Source organism: Streptomyces sp. SA15, from assembly GCF_002291145.1.
In the GTDB taxonomy this organism is placed as follows: Bacteria; Actinomycetota; Actinomycetes; order Streptomycetales; family Streptomycetaceae; genus Streptomyces.
In genome coordinates, this window is the sequence record NZ_NTGE01000006.1 from 1 (window position 1) to 21,738 (window position 21,738).

Genomic DNA, 21,738 nt, shown 5'->3' on the forward strand with positions numbered 1-21,738 from the left:
CGCGCCGCCCTGATGTCCGCACCGGCGTCGACGGCCCTGGGGGCGAGCTCGGACGACGCACCGTCCACCCGGTTCGCCACGTTCGCCGCGTCCGACCCGGCGGCCGGCAATCCCCCGGCCGCCCGAGCCTCGATGGCGGCCCGCCGAGCGGCCTCGGGATCCACCCCGCCGAACCCGATCGCACCGCCGCCCCCGTGCGTACCACCGGACACACCGGGCCCGCCGGACGGACCGTGGCCACGGGACGGACCGGGACCGCCGGGCCCACCGAATCCACCGGGCCCACGGAATCCACCGGGCCCATCGAGGCCACCGCCTGAATGGGAACCACCGTCCCCCTGGGGATCACCATCCCCCTGGGATCCACCGGCGTCACCGAACTCGCCGCCCCACTCCCCCGCCTCGGCCGGCACCGGGTCGTACCCGCACAGTGCCTCCTCCGCCGCGCCGACCGCGAGGCCGGTCAGCATCACGCGGCCGTCGTCGCAGACGAGCACCGTGCGGGCGGTGATGTTCCGGTGCACCCAGCCGTGGGCGTGCAGCACCCGCAGTGCCGTGAGGACGTCGGAGGCGACCTCGGCCGCCCGGTACGGCGTCAGCGGCTCTTCGGCGAGCAGCGCCGCCAGTGGCCGCGCGGCCACCAACTCGCTGACGATCCACAGCGAACCACCGTCGGCGAACACGTCGAAGACCTGGTCGAGCCGCGGATGGTCGGGGATTCGCGCGGCGGCCTGCGCCGCCTCCACGGCCCGCCGTACGGCAGGGTCGGCCGGCCGCCGCGTGCCGATGCGCGCCTGCGGGCGCCGCGCCCCACGGTCCCGCGAGTCCCGCGAGTCCCGCGCCATGAAACCGTCCGGCAGCCCCTCCGCGTCGAGCACCTCCGCCTCGACGACCTCCGGCAACGGCACCTGCCTGACCAGGACTTCCTGCCCGCTGTAGGTGTCGAAGGCCCGGGTCTCGGTGAGTTCGTACTCGTCGGACGGCGGCAGCGGCAGGCGGTAGCGGTCGGCGAGTACCCGGCCCGCATAGTCGTCCACGTTGCCTCCCCCGGCCGCCCGGTTGGTCAATTCCGTTCGCCTCGCGGCCCGTTCCGCATGAATTCCTGGATGCGTACGGTCCGCAAGCACTCACGATACGTGCCGGAGGCAACCCGCAAAGAGAGGATGCGAGATCTGAGGCCCGATCTCAATGTCCGGGACGCCAGACCGATCCCTCACGGCTTCGGTTCGAAGGTCTCCGCCAGCGTCCGCCATGTGTTCTCGCGCAGCTCGCTGTCCCACTTCGCGGCTTTCGCCGTGTACATCAGCGCATATCCGAGTTGGTCGTCGACGACGAAGCCACGGTCGATGGTCCGGTACTTCGTCCCGCTCTCCACATAGGTGAACTCCCAGTCGGCCGCGTTCCAACCGCGGTAGTCCACCTGCTGTATGCGGATCTTCTTGTACTGGGACCGCGTCATGTACCGCTCCTGGTTCTCCCAGTCCGCCACCGGGTCGCCCTTCGGCGTGGACGTCCAGGCGACGAGCAGCCTCTGCCCGTCGGGGCCGGTGAAACGATCCCCCGCCGAACCCGTGGACTGGTAGTCCCATCCCTTGGGCAGCCCGAGCGAGTACCCCTGACTCCCCTTGTGCGTCGAGGCCACCACATTGTTGTCGGATCCGGCGGAACCGTCCGAGCCCGCTCCACTGCCGTCGGACGCGCTCGCCCCGCCACTCGGCGTGCTCTGCGATCCCGATCCCGTCGTCGCGGACTCGGTCGCCGAGCCGTCCGCACGGGTGCCGCCGTTCTCGTCATCCTTGGTGTCGGCACTCGCGCCGGCGCCCGCCGTCACCTTCGTGCCGCCGCCCTTGGCCCCTTCGGAGCTCTTGTCGTCGCCACCGAGCGTGAGCGCCAGCACGGTCCCGATCACGGCGAGCACCACGACCACCGCGATGATCATGAGGGTCCGACGCGGCACCACATCGGTGAGCGGCGCCCTGGGCACGGGCCGCGGCGGCAGATCCGGCGGCGTCATCACGGGCCACCCGGAACTCCGTCCGCCCGACGCACCGCCCGACGCCGCGCTGTTCGCCCCGCCCGTCGACGCGGCACCCGCTCTCCGCGCGCCCGGCTCGCGGCCCTCCGCACCGGAGACCCCACTCGAAGCCGACGCCGTCGACACACTCGACGCGCCCTTCTCCGAGCGAACGCCCCCACCGGAACCCGAGGTCGCCGTACCGGAGCCGGAACCCGAGGTCGCATTACCGGAGCCGGAACCCGAGGTCGCATTACCGGAGCCGGCGCCCGAAGCCGTCGCGTCAGAGCCGGAACCCACAGCGCCCGTACCACTACCGGACCCCGAAGCCGCCGTACCAGAGCCAGCCCCCGAGACAGCCTCCCCGCTACCGGACTTGCTGCGGGTCGGAGCCGAGGACGACGCCGCGGAGGCCGCCGCCCCCGCCGCCCCGGCGGCCTTCCGCACGGAACGCAGCGCCCCACGGAACCGCTCGGCCGCCTCCTCGCCCCGCTTGCTCCCGCTGCCGCCCGAACTCCGCCGGTCCGCACGCTCCTCGGGCGGCACCGGCAGCGGTACGACCTTCGTCGCGTCCAACGGCGGCTCCGGCTCGGCCGTCTTCGGCTCGGGCGCGTGGATCACCGCGTTGAGCATGGTCCGCGCGCCCGCGTCGTCGAGCCGCTTGGCGGGATCCTTGGTGAGCAGGCCGTAGATGACGTCCTTCAGCGGCCCCGCGTTCTTCGGCTCCTCCAGCGGCTCGGTCATCACGGCGGTCAGGGTCGCGATCGCCGAGCCCTTGTCGTACGGCGGTACGCCCTCGACCGACGCGTACAGCAAACCGCCCAGCGACCACAGGTCGGCCGCCGGTCCCGGCTTGTGGCCGCGGGCCCGCTCCGGGGAGATGTAGGAGGGCGCGCCGACGAGCATGCCGGTCGAGGTGATCGACGGGTCGCCCTCGACCTGGGCGATGCCGAAGTCGGTGAGCACGACCCGGCCGTCCTCGGAGATCAGCACGTTCGACGGCTTCACGTCGCGGTGAAGGATGCCCTCGCGGTGCGCGGACCGCAGCACGTCGAGGATGGCCAGACCAACCTCCGCCGCACGCCTGGGCTCCAGCAGGCCGTCCTCCCGGATGACCTCGGCGAGCGACTTGCCCTCGACGAGCTCCATCACGATCCACGGCCGGTCGTCCTCGTCGACCACGTCGAAGACCGTCACCGCGCTGTTGTTGCGGATCCGCGCGATCGCCTTGGCCTCGCGCAGCGTGCGCGTGATCAGCCGCCGTTTCTCGTCCTCGTCGATGTTGGACGGGAACCGCAGCTCCTTGACGGCGACCGTCCGGCCCAGCGTCTCGTCCTCGGCCCGCCACACCGTGCCCATGCCGCCGCGGCCGAGCACTTCACCCAGCCGGTACCGACCCGCGAGGAGACGCCCACGGCTGTCCTGACGAGTCTCCTGACGAGATGTCCCCGCCCTCTCCGCCTCCGACATGCGTCCCCTCATACAACCCGCCCTGACAGAGCCTCCATTGTCCCTCACCCGACAAGTGCCCAACGCCCCGGGTGCCTCTGGCTGCCCCCGGAGTGCTCCCTACGCGGGGTCCCCGGTGAGCCGCCGTTCCGCCGCCCTGCATGATGGGCCGCGACAAGGGAGTACTCGTGGTGCAGCCGCTTCGGACGTTATTGGCCGTCCCTGTGTCCCTGACCCTCCTCTCCCTGGGCTCGGCCGCCTCCTCGGCGCCCTCGCTCCCGCCTTCGGACACACTCCTTCCGCTGCTGGTCGCGCCGGACGGCGCGCCCGCCGCGGCACTGCTGGCCCGCGAGGAGACCGACACCCGCTACGCCCAGGCCGGCCGGGGCATCGCCCGCACCGACCGCTTCCGGGCGGGCAGCATCACGAAGACCTTCGTCGCGACGGTCGTCCTGCAACTGGCCGCCGAACACCGGCTGAAGCTGTCCGACACCGTGGAGCGGCACCTGCCCGGTCTGGTGCGCGGAGCGGGCGACGAGGGCCGCGCGCTGACCCTGCGCGCCCTGCTCACCCACACCAGCGGCCTGTACGACTTCACCGCGGACACCGGGGGCGTCGTCCCCCTCACCCCTCGTCAGGCCGTACGCATCGCACTCACCCACCCCCTGGCCGACCCCGGCCGCTACCACTACTCGAACACCAACTACGTCCTGCTCGGCCTGGTCATCGAGCAGGTCACCGGCCGCTCGTACGCCGCCGAGGCCGAGCGCCGCGTCATCGCTCCCCTGGGTCTGACGGGCACCTCCTTTCCTGGATCCCGCGCGAATCTCCCCTCCCCACACGGCCGCTCCTACGCCGCCGACGGAACCGACGTCACCGAACTCGACCCGCGGGTGGCCGGAGCCGCGGGCGAGCTGGTGACGGGATGTTTCCGGTGAAACTGCCGTGCGGCACCACGGTGTGGGGGCACAACGGCCGGATCACCGGCAGCTACGTGCGCAGCGCAGCCACGGTCGACGGCCGCCGGGTCCTCACCTTCCGCGTGAACACGACGGCGATGGCTGATCCCCGCGTCGAACCGGCCCTGCTCGCCGCCGAGTTCTGCCCTCGCACCCCGTAGAACGGCCGGGTTCCGAACGAAGATCCCGGTTCGCGCCACTCGTTCGAGTGACGTTCGCCCGAGCCCAGGCAGCAGCGGCCGGATCGGCGGGCCGCGCCGGGACGATCTGCAACGGCACGATCTACAACGGCACGATGTCCGGCGCCCCCAGCCTCGCCGCGTCCGCCGTCAGATCGTCCGGCTGCCGCTGCGACTCCCGCTCGGCCTCCACCCGCTTCTGGTAGTGCTCGACCTCACGCTCGATCTGGTCCTTGTCCCAGCCCAGCACCGGCGCCATCAGTTCAGCCGCCTCGCGGGCGCTGCGCGTGCCCCGGTCGAAGGTCTCGATGGAGATGCGGGTGCGCCGGGTCAGCACGTCGTCCAGGTGCCGCGCGCCCTCGTGCGAGGCGGCGTACACGATCTCGGCGCGCAGATAGTCCTCAGCGGCCTGCAAGGGCTCGCCCAGCGAGGTGTCCGCGGCGACGAGGTCGAGCACCTCCTCCGCCATCGCCCCGTACCGGTTCAACAGGTGCTCCACGCGCACCACGTGAAGGCCCGTCCGCGAGGCGATCCGCGCTCGCGCGTTCCACAGCGCCCGGTAGCCCTCCGCCCCCAGCAGCGGAACGTCCTCGGTCACGCACTCGGCGACCCGCAGGTCGAGTCCGTGCACGGCCGCGTCCACCGCGTCCTTGGCCATCACCCGGTACGTCGTGTACTTGCCGCCCGCCACGACGACGAGCCCGGGCACCGGATGCGCCACGGTGTGCTCACGCGACAGCTTGCTGGTGGCCTCGGACTCGCCGGCCAGCAGGGGCCTCAGACCCGCGTACACGCCTTGGACGTCGTCCCTGGTCAGGGGCACCGCCAGCACCGAGTTCACATGTTCCAGCAGATAGTCGATGTCGGCGCTGGACGCGGCGGGGTGCGCCTTGTCCAGGTCCCAGTCGGTGTCCGTGGTGCCGATGATCCAGTGCCGGCCCCACGGGATGACGAACAGCACGGACTTCTCGGTACGCAGTATCAGCCCGGTCGTCGAGTGGATCCGGTCCTTGGGCACGACCAGGTGGATGCCCTTGGACGCCCGTACGTGGAACTGCCCCCGCTCGCCCACCATCGCCTGGGTGTCGTCAGTCCACACGCCGGTCGCGTTGACGACCTGCTTGGCGCGGACCTCGTACTCCCCGCCCGCCTCCACGTCCTGCACCCGGGCGCCGACCACGCGTTCGCCCTCGCGCAGGAATCCGGTCACGCGCGCGCGGTTGGCGACCTTCGCGCCGTACGCCGCCGCAGTGCGCACGAGCGTCGCCACGAAACGGGCGTCGTCCATCTGGGCGTCGTAGTACTGCAACGCTCCGACCAGCGCGTCCTTCTTCAGGGCGGGCGCGACCCGCAGGGCGTGACGGCGGCTCAGATGGCGGTGGACGGGCAGGCCCCGGCCGTGCCCGCGGGCCATCGACATGGCGTCGTAGAGCGCGACGCCCGAACCGGCGTACAGCCGCTCCCAGCCCTTGTGCTGCAAGGGGTACAGGAACGGCACCGGCTTCACCAGATGCGGCGCGAGCCGCTCCAGCAGCAGCCCCCGCTCCTTCAGCGCCTCCCGGACGAGCGCGAAGTCGAGCATCTCCAGATAGCGCAGGCCGCCGTGTATCAGCTTGCTGGACCTGCTCGACGTGCCGGACGCCCAGTCACGCGCCTCGACCAGGCCCGTGGACAGGCCTCGGGTCACGGCGTCCAGCGCGGTGCCCGCGCCGACCACGCCGGCTCCCACGACCAGCACGTCCAACTCGCGCTCGGCCATCGATGCGAGTGACTCGGCGCGCTGCGCCGGCCCCAGTGTCGCTGTCCTCACTGCTGCCTCCCGCTGTCGGTCGCACCGGTCGCACCCCTGGGGAGTGACCCGGTCCGTATCCCCCATGCCCAAAATTCTGACCGGCTTGCCCGAGTTCAGCCACCACGCGCCCCAGCCTGTGGACAACTTTCACGGACCCGCTGGCAGGCGGACACGCCCCTGCGGGAAGGCCGTCACAGACCCGCGGGAAGACACACGTCATCAATCCCACATAACGGTCATATTTACTCCTAGTGTGACATTGCGCTGGTCCATCCTGTCCACTGGGCTTGCGCACCTGTCCCGCTTCGGCTACTGGGAAGGACGGCCCACCGCCATGCCCGCAGATCTCGCCGTCATCGGACTCGGCCCCTACGGCCTGCCCCTGGCCCAGGCCGCCGTCGCCGCCGGCATCCCCACACTCGGGTACCGGACCGGCCCCGAGGCCGGCTCCCTCAGCCCCGCCGAAGTGCGCCGGATGCTGGCGAGCGGCTTCCGGCCGACGACCTCCCCGGCCGAGCTCGGCCGGGTGCGCACCGCGGTCATCTGCGCCCCCACCCCACGGGACGCGGACGGCGGCCTCGACCTCGGCCAGGTGGAGGCCGCCGCCCGCACCCTCGCCGCACACCTGCGCCCGCACACCACGGTGATCCTGGAGTCCCCCGTACACCCGGGCACCACCGAGGAGTACCTCCGCCCGCTCCTCGAAGAGGGTTCCGGACTGCGCGCGGGCCGCGACTTCCACCTCGCCTACTCCCCCAGCCGCGTCGACCCCGGCAACCGCGACTTCACCCCCGCCAACACCCCCAAGGTGATCGGCGGCCTCACCCCCGCCTGCACCGAGTCGGCCGCCACCTTCTACGGCCGCCTCACCGACAAGGTGGTACGCGCGCGTGGACCCCGCGAAGCGGAAACGGTGCAGCTCCTGGAGACCAACTACCGGCACGTCAACATCGCCCTCGTCAACGAGATGGCCGTCCTCTGCCACGACTTGGGCGTCGACCTGTGGGACGTCATCCGCTGCGCGGAGACCAAGCCGTTCGGCTTCCAGGCCTTCCGCCCCGGCCCCGGCGTCGGCGGCCACTCCGTCCCGCAGGACCTGACCGGCAGCCACTCCGGTCGCCCCCTGCGCATGGTGGAACTGGCCCAGCAGGTCAACAGCCACATGCCCCGCTACGTCATCCAGCGCGCCGCGACCCTCCTCAACGAGCACGGAAAGTCCGCCCGAGGCGCCCGCGTCCTCCTGCTCGGCGTCACCTACAAGCCCGACCTCGCCGACCAACAGGCCACCCCCGCCCAGGAGATCGCGATCCGCCTGATGGAACTGGGCGCCTCCGTCAGCTACCACGACCCGCACGTCCCGTCCTGGAGCGTCCTGGACCGCCCGGTCCCGCGCGCGGACTCCCTGTACGAGGCCGCCGTGGATGCCGACCTGACGATCCTGCTCCAGCAGCATCGGATGTACGACCTGCAGGGCTTGTCGGTGAAGGCGCAGTTGCTGCTGGATACGCGGGGGGCTACGCCTACGGGGGCGGCGCACAGGTTGTGAAGGGGGGCGCGTGGGTGGTTGGGGCTCTGGGGCTGGTGGCGCGGGGCGCTCTCAGATCGGTAGCGTGCGAGGGCGGGTCCCGCTGGCCCGGCAGCGGGACCCGGTTACGGGTGTCCGCCCCTACTGCGCTTGGGGGCGGCCGCTCATTGTTCGGAAATCCACCGGATCCGCCTCATCCGGCGCCGCGCCGCCCGACGGCGGATCCGGTACCGTACAAAAAGGTGGAGCCCACCGCAGCGGACACTGCAGCGGGCTCCTAGCCGGTTTACGGGTGTCCGCCCCTAGTGCTCATAGGGGCGGCCGCTCACCAGCCGTAAATCCACAAGATGCACCTCCTCCGAAACTTCACCATCCGAAGACGGATTCGGTCCCAGCGGGTGGGCTTGCGGTGACGCCCCATGAGTGCGCCCCCTTCCATGACGCCGCCCAGAGGCCCGGTGGACGGTTCATCGGATTTCGGGCCGGGCCCCGAGGGCGGGGTCCGGACCGTGTCCTTGGAAGGGGGCGCCCCAGAGAACTGGGTCGCCGAACACGGACACTATCGCCTCGAAACGCCCCTCAGACGCCCATTCGCCCCGAACGCAACCACGCGCCCCCCACCGCAAAACGCGCCCCACCAGCCCCACTTGGACACGCAAAAGGGGCCCGGACCACACAGGTCCGAGCCCCTCGACGCCGTACTGCCTACCGGCCTACGGCCTACCGCCGATGCTGCGAATCCGCCACCGTCACCTCGACCCGCTGGAACTCCTTCAGCTCGCTGTACCCGGTGGTCGCCATCGCCCGCCGCAGCGCCCCGAAGAAGTTCATCGACCCGTCCGGCGTGTGGGACGGCCCCGTGAGGACCTCTTCCAGCGTGCCGACCGTGCCCAGGTCCACCTTCTTGCCGCGAGGGAGCTCCTCGTTGACCGCCTCCATGCCCCAGTGGTGGCCCCTGCCCGGCGCGTCCGTGGCACGGGCCAGCGGGGAGCCCATCATCACGGCGTCCGCGCCGCAGGCGACCGCCTTGGGCAGGTCGCCGGACCAGCCGACGCCGCCGTCGGCGATCACGTGCACATACCGGCCGCCGGACTCGTCCATGTAGTCACGGCGGGCCGCCGCCACGTCGGCGACCGCGGTCGCCATCGGGACCTGGATGCCCAGCACATTGCGCGTGGTGTGCGCCGCGCCGCCGCCGAAGCCGACGAGCACGCCCGCCGCGCCCGTGCGCATCAGGTGCAGGGCCGCGGTGTACGTGGCGCAGCCGCCGACGATCACCGGGACGTCGAGTTCGTAGATGAACTGCTTCAGGTTCAGCGGCTCGTGCGAGCCGGAGACGTGCTCCGCCGAGACCGTCGTACCGCGGATGACGAAGATGTCCACGCCCGCGTCCACGACCGCCTTGGAGAACTGGGCGGTGCGCTGCGGGGAGAGCGCGGCGGCGGTGACCACGCCCGAGTCGCGCACCTCCTTCAGGCGCTGCCCGATCAGCTCCTCCTTGATGGGAGCGGCGTAGATCTCCTGGAGGCGGCGGGTGGCCGCCTCGACGGGCAGGCCGACGATCTCGTCGAGCAGCGGCTGCGGGTCCTCGTACCGCGTCCACAGGCCCTCGAGGTTCAGTACGCCCAGGCCGCCGAGCTCGCCGATGCGGATCGCGGTGGCCGGGGAGACGACCGAGTCCATGGGGGCGGCCAGGAAGGGCAGCTCGAAACGGTAGGCGTCGATCTGCCAGGCGATCGAGACCTCCTTCGGGTCCCGCGTACGGCGGCTGGGGACGACGGCGATGTCGTCGAAGGCGTACGCCCGGCGGCCGCGCTTGCCGCGCCCGATCTCGATCTCAGTCACGTGTGTGGCCTTTCCCTGATGCGTTCCAGCGTCTTCCAGTATCGCCGACGGGTACGACAAGGGCGGCCCCGGATGCTCCGGGACCGCCCTCGGTCGACTCGAACACGCTCTACGCGCGCGTGGCGGTCACTTGCTGCGGCTGTAGTTCGGCGCCTCGACCGTCATCTGGATGTCGTGCGGGTGGCTCTCCTTCAGGCCCGCCGAGGTGATCCGGACGAAGCGGCCCTTGGACTCCATCTCCTCGATGGTGGCGGCGCCCACGTAGCCCATGGTCTGGCGCAGACCGCCGACGAGCTGGTGCAGCACGTTGCCCAGCGGGCCGCGGTAGGGCACCTGGCCCTCGACGCCCTCGGGCACCAGCTTGTCGTCGGCGCCGACGTCGGCCTGGAAGTAGCGGTCCTTGGAGTACGACTTGGCCTGACCGCGGGACTGCATCGCGCCGAGCGAGCCCATGCCGCGGTACGACTTGTACTGCTTGCCGTTGATGAACTGCAGCTCACCCGGCGACTCCTCGCAGCCCGCGAGGAGGCTGCCCAGCATCACCGCGTCGGCGCCGGCGGCCAGCGCCTTGCCGATGTCGCCGGAGTACTGCAGGCCACCGTCGCCGATCAGCGGGATGCCGGCGGGGCGGGCCGCGAGGGACGCCTCGTAGATGGCGGTGACCTGCGGGACGCCGATGCCGGCGACCACCCGGGTCGTGCAGATCGAACCGGGTCCGACACCGACCTTGATGCCGTCGACGCCCGCGTCGATCAGGGCCTGGGCGCCGTCACGCGTGGCGACGTTGCCGCCGATCACGTCGACGGAGACGCTCGACTTGATCTTCGACATCCAGCTGAGCGCGTTGCTGTTGTGGCCGTGCGAGGTGTCGACGACCAGGAAGTCCACGCCGGCCTCGGCGAGGGCCTGGGCGCGCTCCAGTGCCTCGGGGCTGGCGCCGACGGCGGCACCGACGATCAGCCGGCCCTCGGCGTCCTTGGCGGCCCGGGGGTACTGCTCGGCCTTGACGAAGTCCTTGACCGTGATGAGGCCCTTGAGGACGCCCGCGTCGTCGACCAGGGGCAGCTTCTCGATCTTGTGGCGGCGCAGCAGCTCCATGGCGTCGGCGCCGGAGATGCCGACCTTGCCGGTGACCAGCGGCATCGGGGTCATGACCTCGCGGACCTGACGCGAACGGTCGGTCTCGAAGGCCATGTCGCGGTTGGTGACGATGCCGAGGAGCTTGCCGGCGCCGTCGGTGACCGGCACCCCGCTGATGCGGAACTTGGCGCACAGGGCGTCGGCCTCGGCCAGCGTCGCGTCCGGGTTCACCGTGATCGGGTCGGTGACCATGCCGGACTCGGAGCGCTTGACCAGGTCTACCTGGTTGACCTGGTCCTCGACGGAGAGGTTGCGGTGCAGCACACCGACGCCGCCCTGGCGGGCCATGGCGATCGCCATCCGGGACTCGGTCACCTTGTCCATCGCCGCCGACAGCAGCGGGATGTTCACACGGACGTTGCGTGAGATGCGGGACGAGGTGTCGACCGCGCCCGGGAGCACGTCAGAGGCGCCCGGCAGCAGCAGCACGTCGTCGTAGGTCAGCCCGAGTGTCGCGAATTTACCGGGCACTCCGTCGACGTTGGCAGTCATGACACCTTCCCCAAATGGCCTTGATCGGTGCGGATGTCCATGCTAACGGGAAGCAAGGGTCCCGAATTCCACGGTTCGGGGTGCCTGAGGGCTTCGTATGTTCGTACGGAACCGGCGCGTCGCCCGTTCAACGGCGCCGCCTCCCCGAAGGGCCTACTGCTCGGCCAGTGCCCGGAGCCGGCTCAGCGCCCTGTGCTGCGCCACGCGGACCGCACCGGGTGACATTCCCAACATCTGACCCGTCTCTTCCGCCGTCAACCCCACCGCGATCCGCAGCAGCAACAGCTCCCGCTGGTTCTCGGGCAGGTTGGCCAGCAGTTTCTTGGCCCATTCGGCGTCGCTGCTCAGCAGGGCGCGCTCTTCCGGGCCCAGGGAGTCGTCCGGGCGTTCCGGCATCTCGTCGGACGGGACCGCCGTCGACCCGGGGTGGCGCATGGCCGCCCGCTGCAGGTCCGCCACCTTGTGCGCGGCGATGGCGAAGACGAACGCCTCGAACGGGCGTCCGGTGTCGCGGTAGCGCGGCAGGGCGAGGAGGACCGCGACGCAGACCTCCTGGGCGAGGTCCTCGACGAAGTGCCGGGCGTCGCCCGGCAGGCGGGACAGACGGGTGCGGCAGTAGCGCAGGGCCAGGGGGTGGACATGGGCGAGCAGGTCGTGCGTGGCCTGCTCGTCCCCGTCGACGGCGCGATGGACGAGTGCACCGATGGCCCCGTGGGCAGTGACCGCCTCGTCGTCGCGCATCGGTCCATGGTGCCTTGGCGTCTCGCGATCCGTGGCATCGTGCCCGTTGTTGTGCACCGAAGCGTTATGAGCAGGTGCGCCGGAACTCATCCCCTGCGCCCTCCCCTTCCGCTCGACCGACTCGTCCCCGAGGAACTCCACACCTTCAAGGATGCGGCATCCGCGCCGAAACGAGCAGCGGGCACCGAAGAGGCCGCTTGACCAGCCCCGTAACCGCGCCCCGGAAGGGGGCGCGGCCCGTATCGATATGCGGCTCCGCCGTGTGGGCTCGACCAGCCCCACAGCCCGCAGCCCTGTGGCCGCATGACCGGCGGAGCGCCAGGGCCTGTGTCGGAAGTGGCGTCATCCGCCCGGAGGGCGGGCCGGGCGCCCCGCCGCGATGGGGGTTCCCCCGCTCGAGCGAAGCCGAGAGTGGGAGAGGCTGATGACTGCGTTGGTGCGTGCTCTCGGCGTGCCGGGCGGAAGCTCTCGTACCGGATGTACTTGGGCTTTCGCCCGGTGCGGCGAGTGGGGGCACCTCCCGCGCCCTTGAGGCAGCGGGGGAGCGTGCCAGGCGTCGCCCGGCAGGCGCCACTTCCGACACAGGGCCTAGCGCACCAGGCCCCACCGGAAGCCGAGCGCCACCGCGTGTGCCCGGTCCGAGGCGCCCAGCTTCTTGAACAGCCGCCGGGCGTGCGTCTTGACGGTGTCCTCGGAGAGGAACAGCTCGCGGCCGATCTCGGCGTTGGAGCGGCCATGGCTCATGCCTTCGAGGACCTGGATCTCACGCGCGGTGAGCGTGGGCGCGGCGCCCATCTCGGCGGAGCGCAGCCGGCGCGGGGCCAGGCGCCAGGTCGGGTCGGCGAGGGCCTGGGTGACGGTGGCGCGCAACTCGGCGCGCGAGGCGTCCTTGTGCAGGTAGCCACGGGCGCCGGCGGCGACCGCGAGAGCCACGCCGTCGAGGTCCTCGGCGACGGTGAGCATGATGATGCGCGCACCGGGGTCGGCGGACAGCAGCCGCCGGACGGTCTCGACGCCGCCCAGTCCGGGCATGCGTACGTCCATCAGGATCAGGTCCGAGCGGTCGGCGCCCCAGCGGCGGAGGACTTCCTCGCCGTTGGCCGCCGTCGTCACGCGCTCGACGCCGGGCACGGTCGCGACCGCGCGCCGGAGCGCCTCTCGGGCAAGCGGGGAGTCGTCGCAGACGAGGACGGATGTCATGGCCGCCCTCCGCAGCTGATGCACGTCACCTTGAGCCTCCAGGCTGGTACGAAATCGTCACCTGTGCGGTCGACTGACTCGGACGCCTGCCCGAGCACTTGTTGTTTCAACCGCTCCACACTCTCAACGACGGTCACTCGAAAGAGTTACGGGGCCGTGTGCCATCTTCGGCACTCTACGTGAGGGGTTGGACACGGTGCAGACATGCGCCACGGACCCGCAACGTTTCACCACAACCCATGCCCCATTCAGCCCCATTTCTTCCCATTTACCAGCATCTGAGGCTAGATTCGCAATGAGTCATATTTTCATCTTCTTAGACCGTAGATGTACGGTTGTGGACACCGTATCCGCCCAGAACGGCTACAAGGGGTCACGCAATGGCAGATTTCTCCCGCCTTCCCGGACCGAACGCGGACCTGTGGGACTGGCAACTTCTGGCTGCTTGTCGAGGGGTGGACAGTTCGCTCTTCTTTCATCCGGAGGGCGAACGCGGTGCGGCTCGGAGCGCTCGTGAGAACTCGGCCAAGGAGGTCTGCATGAGGTGCCCGGTGCGCGCGCAGTGCGCGGCGCACGCGCTGGCGGTCAGGGAGCCGTACGGCGTCTGGGGCGGACTGACCGAGGACGAGCGCGAGGAATTGATGGGGCGGGCGCGCCACCGGCTGGTGTCGGCGTCGTCGACCGTCGGGGACAGCGTCCCGAACAACTGAAGGAACGTTTCTTCAATGGTGGGCACGCGCACGCGTGCCCTTCACTTGTGTCCGGGGCCGTCCCGTCGGCCGCCGTCTCCCGTCAGCGGCTCGCCGCCCGCGCCAGCTGCTCCAGCGTCGCCGCCACCGCCGGCACCTGCGCCAGGTCGGGCAGGGTGAGCGCGACGATCTCCCGCCGCACCGCCGGTTCCAGCGTCACCGTGCGCACGCCTCGCGGCCGTACGGACTCCACCGCGAGCTGGGGCAGGACGGCGACGCCGAGGCCTGCGCCCACCAGGCCCACCACCGCCGGATAGTCGTCGGTCGCGAAATCGATGCGGGGTGTGAATCCGGCGCCCTCGCACACCTCGACCAGCTGGCCGCGGCAGCGCGGGCAGCCCGCGATCCACGGCTCCCGGGCGAGTTCTCCGATGGCGACAGACCCCGATGACCCGGTGCGGGCGAGCCGGTGCCGTTCGGGTACGAGGGCGACGAGCCGGTCGGTCAGCAGGGGCCGCACCACGAGGTCGTTCCACTCCTCGGCGCCCGGCGCCCCCTCGTACCGGAAGGCGAGGGCCACGTCACAGTCGCCCTCGCGCAACAGTTCGACCGACTGCGGCGGTTCGGCCTCCTCCAACGAGACGCGGGTGCCGGGGTGATCGGCGCGCAGGGCGGCCAGGGCGGTGGGCACGAGCGTGGAGCTGCCGCTGGGGAAGGAGACCAGCCGGACGCGGCCCGCGCGCAGGCCGGCGATGGCGGCGACCTCCTCCTCGGCCGCGGTGAGTCCTGCGAGGATCCCGGCGGCGTGCCGGACCAGGGCCTCGCCGGCCTGGGTCAGCCGCATCTCACGTCCGCTGCGGATCAGCAGGGGCGTGCCGACGGAGGCCTCCAGGGCCTTCATCTGCTGGCTTACGGCGGGCTGGGTACAGCCCAGTTCGCGCCCCGCCGCCGAGAAGGAGCCGGTGGCGGCCACGGCGCGCAGGACGCGGAGATGACGGGCCTCGATCACATGTCGAGCATAAGCGCACCTTGGGGGCTCCGCAGAAAATGCCGTCGACACTTTGGGTCGTGGTCGCCTACCGTGCGCTCATGAAGCTTCTCTCGGTGAATCTGGGCCGCGCGACGGCCGTGCCGTACGCGGACCAGCCGGAAGGACTGACCGGCATCGACAAGCGGCCGACCGACGGGCCGGTGCGGGTGGCCGCGCCCGGGCCCAAGGGGATCGGGGCCAGCGGGCTGGCCGGCGACTCCGTCTGCGACACCCGGCATCACGGCGGCGACGACCAGGCCGTGTACGCGGTGGCGCGCGAGGACCTGGACGACTGGGAGCGTGAGCTGGGGCGGCCGCTGGCCAGCGGGGCGTTCGGCGAGAACCTCACCACTGAGGGCCTGGACGTGTCCGGCGCGCGGATCGGCGAGCGCTGGCGGGTCGGGGCCGAGGTGGTGCTGGAGGTGACCTCTGGGCGGATTCCCTGCCGGACCTTCCAGGAGCACGTGGGTGAGCGGGGGTGGGTGAAGCGGTTCACGCAGAAGGGGGCGCCGGGGGCGTATCTGCGGGTGATCCGGCCCGGTGAGGTCCGGGCGGGCGACCCGATCGAGATCGTGCACCGGCCGGACCACGACGTGACGGTGGCCCTGCAGTTCCGCGCGGTCACGACCGAGCGGCAGCTGCTGCCGCGGCTGCTGCCGGCGGGCGAGGCACTGCATCCGGAGGCGCTGGAGGCGGCGCGGAAGTACGTGGCGAAGCACGGGGTCTGACCGGCGTTCTCCGGGAGCGGTGTTCGCCCGGTCTTCACTCAGCGGGAGGCCCTGCGCGGAGAGCGGACGGACACAGTCCGGGTCATTAACCTTGCGCCATGACAACGGCTCTCATCACGGGATCGACCGCGGGCATCGGCGCCGCGTTCGCGCGAAGGCTGGCGGCGGACGGGCACAACCTCGTCCTGACGGCACGCGACACCAAGCGGCTGCGGGAACAGGCCACCGAACTGCACGACCGGCACGGTATCGAGGCGGAGGTGGTCACCGCCGACCTGGCGACGGACGACGGCATCGAGACGGTGGCCGCCCGCCTGGCCGACCGCAAGAACCCCGTCGACCTGCTGATCAACAACGCGGGCTTCGGCAACAAGGGCCGCTTTCTCGACGTATCCATGGACGATGAGCTGAAGATGCTCAAGGTGCACTGCGAGGCGGTGCTGCGGCTGACGTCGGCGGCGGCCGAGGCGATGCGGGAGCGGGGGCGGGGCGGTGTCGTCAACGTGGCGTCGGTCGCGGCCTTCGTGCCGCGTGGGACGTACGGGGCGTCCAAGGCGTGGGTCGTGCAGTTCACACAGGGCGCGGCGCGGGATCTGGCCGGGAGCGGGGTGCGGCTGATGGCGCTGTGCCCGGGCTTCGTGCGGACGGAGTTCCACCAGCGGGCCGGGATGGGGACGGACAACGTCCCCGGCTGGATGTGGCTGGACGCGGACAAGCTGGTGGCGGTGGCCCTTTCCGACCTCGCGCGCGGGAAGTCGGTGTCGATTCCGGATCCGCGGTACAAGGCGCTCATGGGCGTCGTGAAGGTGGTGCCCAGGGGGCTGCTGGGCGGGATCTCCTCGAAGACGGGGCGCAAGTACGGGCCGCAGTGAGCCCGCGTGAGCGCGGTGAGCGACGGCGCCTCCGGTGGGAAAATGGGCGTGACGGAAGACCGGACTCAGGGGGGCCGGAGGCGGCGTCATGACGTTCGTACAGCTCATCGACTGCAGGACCAGCCGGTTCGACGAGATGAACCGGCTGATGGACACGTGGGTCGAGCAGACCCAGGGGAAGCGGACCGCGACGCATGCGGTGGTCGGCAAGGACCTGTCGGACGCGTCGCACTTCGTCGAGATCGTGGAGTTCCCGTCGTACGAGGAGGCGATGCGGAACTCGAACCTCCCGGAGACCGAGCGGACCTTCCGGGAGATGGTCGCCCTGTGCGACACGATGCCGACGTTCACCGATCTGGACGTGGTGCGGGACGAGCAGTTGTACGCGGCCAACGCGCGCAGGCTCTTCGACACCTTGGGCACCAAGGGGGAGCTGCCCCCGCTCAACGATCTGCTCGTGGAGGGCTACCACGACCACGATCCCGCCAACGAGCAGGACGTCATCGGCCTGGACGCGTTCAGGCGCGAGGTCGAGATGTGGCGGGCCGGGTTCGACTTCACGTTCACCGTCGAGGACCAGATCGCCCAGGGAGACCGCGTGGCCAACCGGTGGACCTGGAACGCGACCCACAAGGGCGAGTTCCTCGGGATCGCGTCCACCGGCAGGAACGTCACCATGACCGGGACGACCATCCACCGGTGCACCTCGGACGGGAAGATCGCCGAGGGCTGGTGGCAGTACGACCGGCTGGGGCTGATGGGGCAGCTCGGGGCGCTCGACGCGCTGGAGAAGTGACCGCACAGACAGTGACCTCTGTACGGGGGAAGCCCCCGTTCCCTGCGCAGGGAACGGGGGCTTCTCGGTGCGTCGGTGCCTCAGTGGGCGTGGCCGTGACCGTGGCCCGCGGCGGCCGGCTCCTCCTCTTCCTTCTTCTCGACGACCAGGGTCTCGGTCGTGAGCAGGAGGGAGGCGATGGAGGCGGCGTTCTCCAGGGCGGAGCGGGTGACCTTGACCGGGTCGATGACGCCCTGCTTGATCAGGTCGCCGTACTCGCCGGTGGCGGCGTTGAAGCCCTGGCCCTTGTCGAGCTCGGCGACCTTGGAGGTGATGACGTAGCCCTCCAGGCCGGCGTTCTCGGCGATCCAGCGCAGCGGCTCGACGACCGCGCGGCGGACGACGGCGACACCGGTGGCCTCGTCGCCGGTCTTGCCGAGGCCGCCCTCGAGCACCTTGGCGGCGTGGACGAGCGCGGAGCCACCACCGGAGACGATGCCCTCCTCGACCGCGGCGCGGGTCGCGGAGATGGCGTCCTCCAGACGGTGCTTCTTCTCCTTCAGCTCCACCTCGGTGGCGGCGCCGACCTTGATCACGCACACGCCGCCGGCCAGCTTCGCGAGGCGCTCCTGGAGCTTCTCGCGGTCCCAGTCGGAGTCGGTGTTCTCGATCTCGGCCTTGATCTGGGCGACGCGGCCCTGGACGTCCTCGGACTTGCCGGAGCCGTCGACGAGGGTGGTGTCGTCCTTGGTGACCGTGACGCGGCGGGCGGAGCCCAGCACCTCCAGGCCGACCTGGTCGAGCTTGAGGCCGACCTCCTCGGAGACGACCGTGGCGCCGGTGAGGATCGCCATGTCCTGGAGCATCGCCTTGCGGCGGTCACCGAAGCCGGGGGCCTTGACCGCGACCGCGTTGAACGTACCGCGGATCTTGTTCACGACGAGGGTGGACAGGGCCTCGCCCTCGACGTCCTCGGCGATGATCAGCAGCGGCTTGGAGGAGTTGGCCTGGATGACCTTCTCCAGCAGCGGCAGCATGTCCGCGATCGCGGAGATCTTGCCCTGGTGGATCAGGATGTACGGGTCGTCGAGGACGGCCTCCATGCGCTCCTGGTCCGTCACGAAGTACGGCGACAGGTAGCCCTTGTCGAAGGCCATGCCCTCGGTGAAGTCCAGTTCCAGACCGAAGGTGTTGGACTCCTCGACGGTGATGACACCGTCCTTGCCGACCTTGTCCATCGCCTCGGCGATGAGCTCGCCGACCTGCTGGTCCTGGGCGGACAGCCCGGCGACGGCGGCGATGTCGGACTTCTCGTCGATCGGCCGGGCCGACGCCAGCAGGTCCTCGGACACGGCGGCGACGGCGGCGTCGATGCCCTTCTTCAGGGCGGCCGGGGAGGCGCCGGCGGCGACGTTCCGCAGGCCCTCGCGGACCAGCGCCTGGGCGAGCACGGTGGCGGTGGTGGTGCCGTCACCCGCGATGTCGTTGGTCTTGGTCGCCACCTCCTTCACCAGCTGGGCGCCGAGGTTCTCGTACGGGTCGTCGACCTCGACCTCGCGGGCGATGGTGACGCCGTCGTTGGTGATGGTGGGGGCGCCGAACTTCTTGTCGATGACGACGTTGCGGCCCTTGGGGCCGATCGTCACCTTGACCGTGTCAGCGAGCTTGTTGACGCCGCGCTCGAGGGCGCGACGGGCGTCCTCGTCGAACTTCAGGATCTTCGCCATGGGAGCGTAGCCCTCTCGGAAAATGGAGATGAACGAACTGCGCCCCGGGCGCCCGGCTGATCAGTTCGCGGGGGGCCAGGGGCGCAGATCGAAGAAAACGTGCGGTGAAGCGGATTACTTCTCGATGATCGCGAGCACGTCGCGAGCCGAGAGGACGAGGTACTCCTCGCCGTTGTACTTCACCTCGGTGCCGCCGTACTTGCTGTACAGCACGACATCGCCGGTCTTGACGTCGAGCGGAAGACGCTCGCCGTTCTCGAAACGGCCCGGGCCCACGGCCAGGACGACGCCCTCCTGGGGCTTCTCCTTGGCGGTGTCCGGGATGACCAGGCCAGAGGCCGTGGTCTGCTCGGCCTCGACGGCCTGGACCACAATGCGGTCCTCGAGCGGCTTGATGGCAACCTTGGAGCTGGCGGTCGTCACGATCCGACCTCCCCCTTCGGAGATCTCACGGGGTTAACTGTCTGAGGTGGCGACCAGGTCGATCCGTCGTCGCGGGTGCCGGACCTGCCCGTCGCGTTGTTGGCACTCTCCAGGGGGGAGTGCCAGAGCTGAGACTATGACCGTGATTAGCACTCGGTCAAGCGGAGTGCCAGTGCCGTGCGGCGCTGGGGCGGGTTTTTCAGCTGGCGTTCGTTTGAGGGGCGCCCGGCGTGGGTGTGGGCGTCTGCTGGGGGCTGCCGCCCCCAGGCCCCCGCTGTCGGCCCCGAAAGGGCCTCGTCCTCAAACGCCGGACGGGCTGAGTTTGCTGGACGGCGCTGGAAGGCTCAGCCTCCTCAAAGGCATCAGCCCCCTCACAGGTAGTCCTCACAGGTAGTCCTCCAGGCGTCCCACAGTCAGCCCCCTCCCCTGCACCTCCCGCAGCAGCCTCGCGGTTCGTTCGACGAGCGTCGGGCCTGTCGCCTCCCTCGAGGCCACCGACACGATGTCGCCCGCCCGCAAGCGGCTCTCGCCGTGCGTGAACGTCAATTCGGTGCCCTCCATCGACGCCCGCCACAGGACGACCGCCGCGATGCCGCAGTCGGCTGCCGCGCGGAGTGTCGTCGTGTCGTACGTGCCGTAGGGCGGGCGGAAGAGGCGGGGGCGGACGCCGAAGCGGGAGTTGAGTTTGTTCTGCTGGCCGCAGATCTCGGCGCGCTGGCCGGCGTAGGGCAGGCCGCGCAGGGCGGGGTGGTCGAGGGTGTGGTTCTGGATGCTCGCGCCGACCGACCGCAGGCGCGCGAAGTGGCCGTACCCCGGGCCGACGACACTGTCCGTGAGGAACATGCTGACCGGGAGCCGTAGCTCACGGACCATGTCGACGAACCGCGGATCCTTCTCGGCGCCGTCGTCGTAGGTCAGGAAGACGACCTTGTCGGACGTGCGGATGTGACGGACCACGGGTGGGAGGGCCGGGCCCGCCGCGCGGGCGGCGGGGGGCCGGACGGCCGGCTTCGGGGCCGGGGGGAGCGGGGCCTCGAGGCCCCAGCGGCGGTACGGCTGCGCACCCGCCCCCCGTTCGCCGGCCGATCCATCGGATCGCACCCGCTCGGCCGCCTTCTCGCCCGGCCGTTCGACGGAGTCGAGGGCGCAGCCGGTCAACAGGGCGGCGGCCATCAGCGTCCCCGCCAGCGGGCCCCGCAGTCGCCTCACAGGTAGTCCTCCAGGCGGGCCACGGCGTACCCCCTGTCGGTGACCTTGTTCAGGAACCGGCGGATCATGTCCGGCATTGTGCCCTTCCAGTCGTCCCGGCCCCGGAAGTGACTGAGGACGATGTCACCCGGATGGAGGTCCCGGTCCCATTCGCGGTACTCCCAGCGGTCGACGAAGACCTCCTCGTTCCACAGGGGCACGTACCTGATGCCGCAGGCCTTGGCGGCGCGCAGGGTGTCCTGGTCGTAGTTGCCGAAGGGCGGGCGGAAGAGGGTGGGACGCTTGCCGTAGCGCCTCTCGATCACGCGCTGCATGCCGCAGATCTCGCGCTTCTGGCCGATGTACGACAGGCCCGGCAGGTAGGGGTGGTGCAGGGTGTGGTTGTTCAGGACCACTCCCCGGTCCTGCATCTTCTTGAAGTAGCCGTAGTCCTCCTTGACCAGGTAGTCGCTGAGGAAGGCGGTGTACGGGATCTTCAGCTCGCTCATCATCCGCAGGAACGCCGGGTCCTTCTCGGCGCCGTCGTCGATGGTCAGGAAGACGACCTTCTGCCGGGTGGGGACGGTGGTGAAGACCGGGGGGAGGTTCCATTCCCGGTGACCGTCGACCTCGAAGCCCTCGCGGGTGGTGATCCTCGGTTTCACGGCGGGGGGTGAGGGGGCCGTCAGCGGGACCTCGGCCAGACCCCAGCGCTTGGCCGCCGCGACGCGGGCCCGGTGTGCGGCGTACAGCCTGCCGGCGTACCGGTCGAGGGCTCGGGCCGGGGGTGCCTCCAGGTTCTGCTGACCGGGAGCCGGCCGGACGTCGGGCTCGAAGCCCTGCGCGCAGCCCGCGGCGAGAGCGGCGACGCCCAGCACGGCGAGGCCGCCGCGGACAGGAACCCGGCACACCACACCCTTTTTGTCATTTTGTCGTACTAGTCGCATGGTGCCGGATCTTCGCAGGACGC

At 70.7% G+C, this 21,738-nt stretch carries 17 protein-coding genes and 1 pseudogene; 6 read left to right on the top strand and 12 right to left on the bottom strand.

Going from position 1 to position 21,738, the window contains the following annotated elements:
• Both CLM62_RS00055 and CLM62_RS00060 read right to left on the bottom strand, forming a co-directional pair.
• Positions 1-1,037 (bottom strand): protein kinase (locus CLM62_RS00055; protein WP_257003593.1); only part of this gene is annotated, 1,037 nt, incomplete at its 3' end.
• Between the two features lie 176 nt (positions 1,038-1,213).
• Complete coding sequence (locus CLM62_RS00060; RefSeq protein ID WP_095747804.1) at positions 1,214-3,484, bottom strand: serine/threonine-protein kinase; 2,271 nt, start codon at positions 3,482-3,484, stop codon at positions 1,214-1,216.
• A 170-nt stretch (positions 3,485-3,654) separates the two neighbouring features.
• Here CLM62_RS00060 and CLM62_RS00065 point away from each other — a divergent pair.
• Positions 3,655-4,583 (top strand): annotated as a pseudogene (locus CLM62_RS00065) (serine hydrolase domain-containing protein).
• Between the two features lie 121 nt (positions 4,584-4,704).
• Here CLM62_RS00065 and CLM62_RS00070 read toward each other — a convergent pair.
• On the bottom strand, positions 4,705-6,411 hold the full coding sequence (locus tag CLM62_RS00070) for a glycerol-3-phosphate dehydrogenase/oxidase (protein WP_095747805.1): 1,707 nt from the start codon (positions 6,409-6,411) through the stop codon (positions 4,705-4,707).
• Positions 6,412-6,727: 316 nt separating this feature from the next.
• On the opposite strand from CLM62_RS00070, the gene CLM62_RS00075 reads away from it, so the two are divergent.
• Entirely contained in the window at positions 6,728-7,939 is a 1,212-nt protein-coding gene (locus CLM62_RS00075) for a nucleotide sugar dehydrogenase (protein WP_095747806.1), read from the top strand.
• A gap of 699 nt (positions 7,940-8,638) precedes the next feature.
• Here the strand turns inward: CLM62_RS00075 and CLM62_RS00080 are convergent.
• From CLM62_RS00080 to CLM62_RS00095, 4 genes are all read right to left on the bottom strand, one after another.
• Positions 8,639-9,763, bottom strand: coding sequence for a GuaB3 family IMP dehydrogenase-related protein (locus tag CLM62_RS00080; protein WP_095747807.1), 1,125 nt, complete (start codon positions 9,761-9,763; stop codon positions 8,639-8,641).
• 126 nt (positions 9,764-9,889) lie between these two features.
• Positions 9,890-11,395 carry an IMP dehydrogenase gene (guaB, locus tag CLM62_RS00085; RefSeq protein WP_095747808.1) on the bottom strand — a complete coding sequence of 502 codons (1,506 nt, stop codon included), beginning with the start codon at positions 11,393-11,395 and terminating at the stop codon, positions 9,890-9,892.
• A 153-nt stretch (positions 11,396-11,548) separates the two neighbouring features.
• Positions 11,549-12,136 (bottom strand): sigma-70 family RNA polymerase sigma factor, encoded by a 588-nt coding sequence (locus CLM62_RS00090; RefSeq protein WP_095747809.1) that lies wholly within the window; start codon positions 12,134-12,136, stop codon positions 11,549-11,551.
• A 588-nt stretch (positions 12,137-12,724) separates the two neighbouring features.
• Positions 12,725-13,336, bottom strand: a complete 612-nt coding sequence (locus CLM62_RS00095) for a response regulator transcription factor (RefSeq protein WP_003948568.1) — start codon at positions 13,334-13,336, stop codon at positions 12,725-12,727.
• 380 nt (positions 13,337-13,716) lie between these two features.
• Here CLM62_RS00095 and CLM62_RS00100 point away from each other — a divergent pair, with 380 nt between their 5' ends.
• The gene (locus CLM62_RS00100; RefSeq protein ID WP_095747810.1) at positions 13,717-14,046 is read left to right on the top strand and encodes a WhiB family transcriptional regulator; all 330 of its coding nucleotides are present in this window, start codon (positions 13,717-13,719) and stop codon (positions 14,044-14,046) included.
• A gap of 82 nt (positions 14,047-14,128) precedes the next feature.
• Here CLM62_RS00100 and CLM62_RS00105 read toward each other — a convergent pair whose 3' ends face one another.
• A complete protein-coding gene (locus tag CLM62_RS00105) occupies positions 14,129-15,034 on the bottom strand; it encodes a LysR family transcriptional regulator (RefSeq protein WP_095747811.1) in 906 nt (301 codons plus the stop codon).
• 80 nt (positions 15,035-15,114) lie between these two features.
• Here CLM62_RS00105 and CLM62_RS00110 point away from each other — a divergent pair, with 80 nt between their 5' ends.
• The 3 genes from CLM62_RS00110 to CLM62_RS00120 all read left to right on the top strand — a co-directional run bounded on the left by CLM62_RS00110 (position 15,115) and on the right by CLM62_RS00120 (position 17,451).
• Positions 15,115-15,783 (top strand): MOSC domain-containing protein, encoded by a 669-nt coding sequence (locus tag CLM62_RS00110; RefSeq protein ID WP_095747832.1) that lies wholly within the window; start codon positions 15,115-15,117, stop codon positions 15,781-15,783.
• Positions 15,784-15,881: 98 nt separating this feature from the next.
• Complete coding sequence (locus tag CLM62_RS00115; protein WP_095747812.1) at positions 15,882-16,655, top strand: SDR family oxidoreductase; 774 nt, start codon at positions 15,882-15,884, stop codon at positions 16,653-16,655.
• A gap of 88 nt (positions 16,656-16,743) precedes the next feature.
• The gene (locus CLM62_RS00120) at positions 16,744-17,451 is read left to right on the top strand and encodes an ester cyclase (RefSeq protein ID WP_095747813.1); all 708 of its coding nucleotides are present in this window, start codon (positions 16,744-16,746) and stop codon (positions 17,449-17,451) included.
• 80 nt (positions 17,452-17,531) lie between these two features.
• Here the strand turns inward: CLM62_RS00120 and groL are convergent, their stop codons facing one another.
• From groL to CLM62_RS00140, 4 genes are all read right to left on the bottom strand, one after another.
• Positions 17,532-19,157, bottom strand: coding sequence for a chaperonin GroEL (gene groL, locus CLM62_RS00125; protein ID WP_095747814.1), 1,626 nt, complete (start codon positions 19,155-19,157; stop codon positions 17,532-17,534).
• A 114-nt stretch (positions 19,158-19,271) separates the two neighbouring features.
• Positions 19,272-19,580 carry a co-chaperone GroES gene (groES, locus tag CLM62_RS00130; protein WP_095747815.1) on the bottom strand — a complete coding sequence of 103 codons (309 nt, stop codon included), beginning with the start codon at positions 19,578-19,580 and terminating at the stop codon, positions 19,272-19,274.
• A gap of 384 nt (positions 19,581-19,964) precedes the next feature.
• A complete protein-coding gene (locus CLM62_RS00135; RefSeq protein ID WP_095747833.1) occupies positions 19,965-20,753 on the bottom strand; it encodes a polysaccharide deacetylase family protein in 789 nt (262 codons plus the stop codon).
• A 32-nt stretch (positions 20,754-20,785) separates the two neighbouring features.
• Complete coding sequence (locus CLM62_RS00140) at positions 20,786-21,715, bottom strand: polysaccharide deacetylase family protein (RefSeq protein ID WP_179381878.1); 930 nt, start codon at positions 21,713-21,715, stop codon at positions 20,786-20,788.
• Between the last annotated feature and the right edge of the window lie 23 nt (positions 21,716-21,738).

What these genes read in the sequence shown, in the direction of transcription:
- CLM62_RS00110 (WP_095747832.1), top strand. Translation starts at nt 15,115, where the DNA reads ATGAAGCTTCTCTCGGTGAATCTGGGCCGCGCGACGGCCGTGCCGTAC.
- CLM62_RS00095 (WP_003948568.1), bottom strand. Translation starts at nt 13,336, where the DNA reads ATGACATCCGTCCTCGTCTGCGACGACTCCCCGCTTGCCCGAGAGGCG.
- CLM62_RS00090 (WP_095747809.1), bottom strand. Translation starts at nt 12,136, where the DNA reads ATGCGCGACGACGAGGCGGTCACTGCCCACGGGGCCATCGGTGCACTC.
- CLM62_RS00120 (WP_095747813.1), top strand. Translation starts at nt 16,744, where the DNA reads ATGACGTTCGTACAGCTCATCGACTGCAGGACCAGCCGGTTCGACGAG.
- CLM62_RS00075 (WP_095747806.1), top strand. Translation starts at nt 6,728, where the DNA reads ATGCCCGCAGATCTCGCCGTCATCGGACTCGGCCCCTACGGCCTGCCC.
- CLM62_RS00100 (WP_095747810.1), top strand. Translation starts at nt 13,717, where the DNA reads ATGGCAGATTTCTCCCGCCTTCCCGGACCGAACGCGGACCTGTGGGAC.
- CLM62_RS00060 (WP_095747804.1), bottom strand. Translation starts at nt 3,484, where the DNA reads ATGTCGGAGGCGGAGAGGGCGGGGACATCTCGTCAGGAGACTCGTCAG.
- guaB (WP_095747808.1), bottom strand. Translation starts at nt 11,395, where the DNA reads ATGACTGCCAACGTCGACGGAGTGCCCGGTAAATTCGCGACACTCGGG.
- CLM62_RS00115 (WP_095747812.1), top strand. Translation starts at nt 15,882, where the DNA reads ATGACAACGGCTCTCATCACGGGATCGACCGCGGGCATCGGCGCCGCG.
- groL (WP_095747814.1), bottom strand. Translation starts at nt 19,157, where the DNA reads ATGGCGAAGATCCTGAAGTTCGACGAGGACGCCCGTCGCGCCCTCGAG.
- CLM62_RS00140 (WP_179381878.1), bottom strand. Translation starts at nt 21,715, where the DNA reads ATGCGACTAGTACGACAAAATGACAAAAAGGGTGTGGTGTGCCGGGTT.
- CLM62_RS00135 (WP_095747833.1), bottom strand. Translation starts at nt 20,753, where the DNA reads ATGGCCGCCGCCCTGTTGACCGGCTGCGCCCTCGACTCCGTCGAACGG.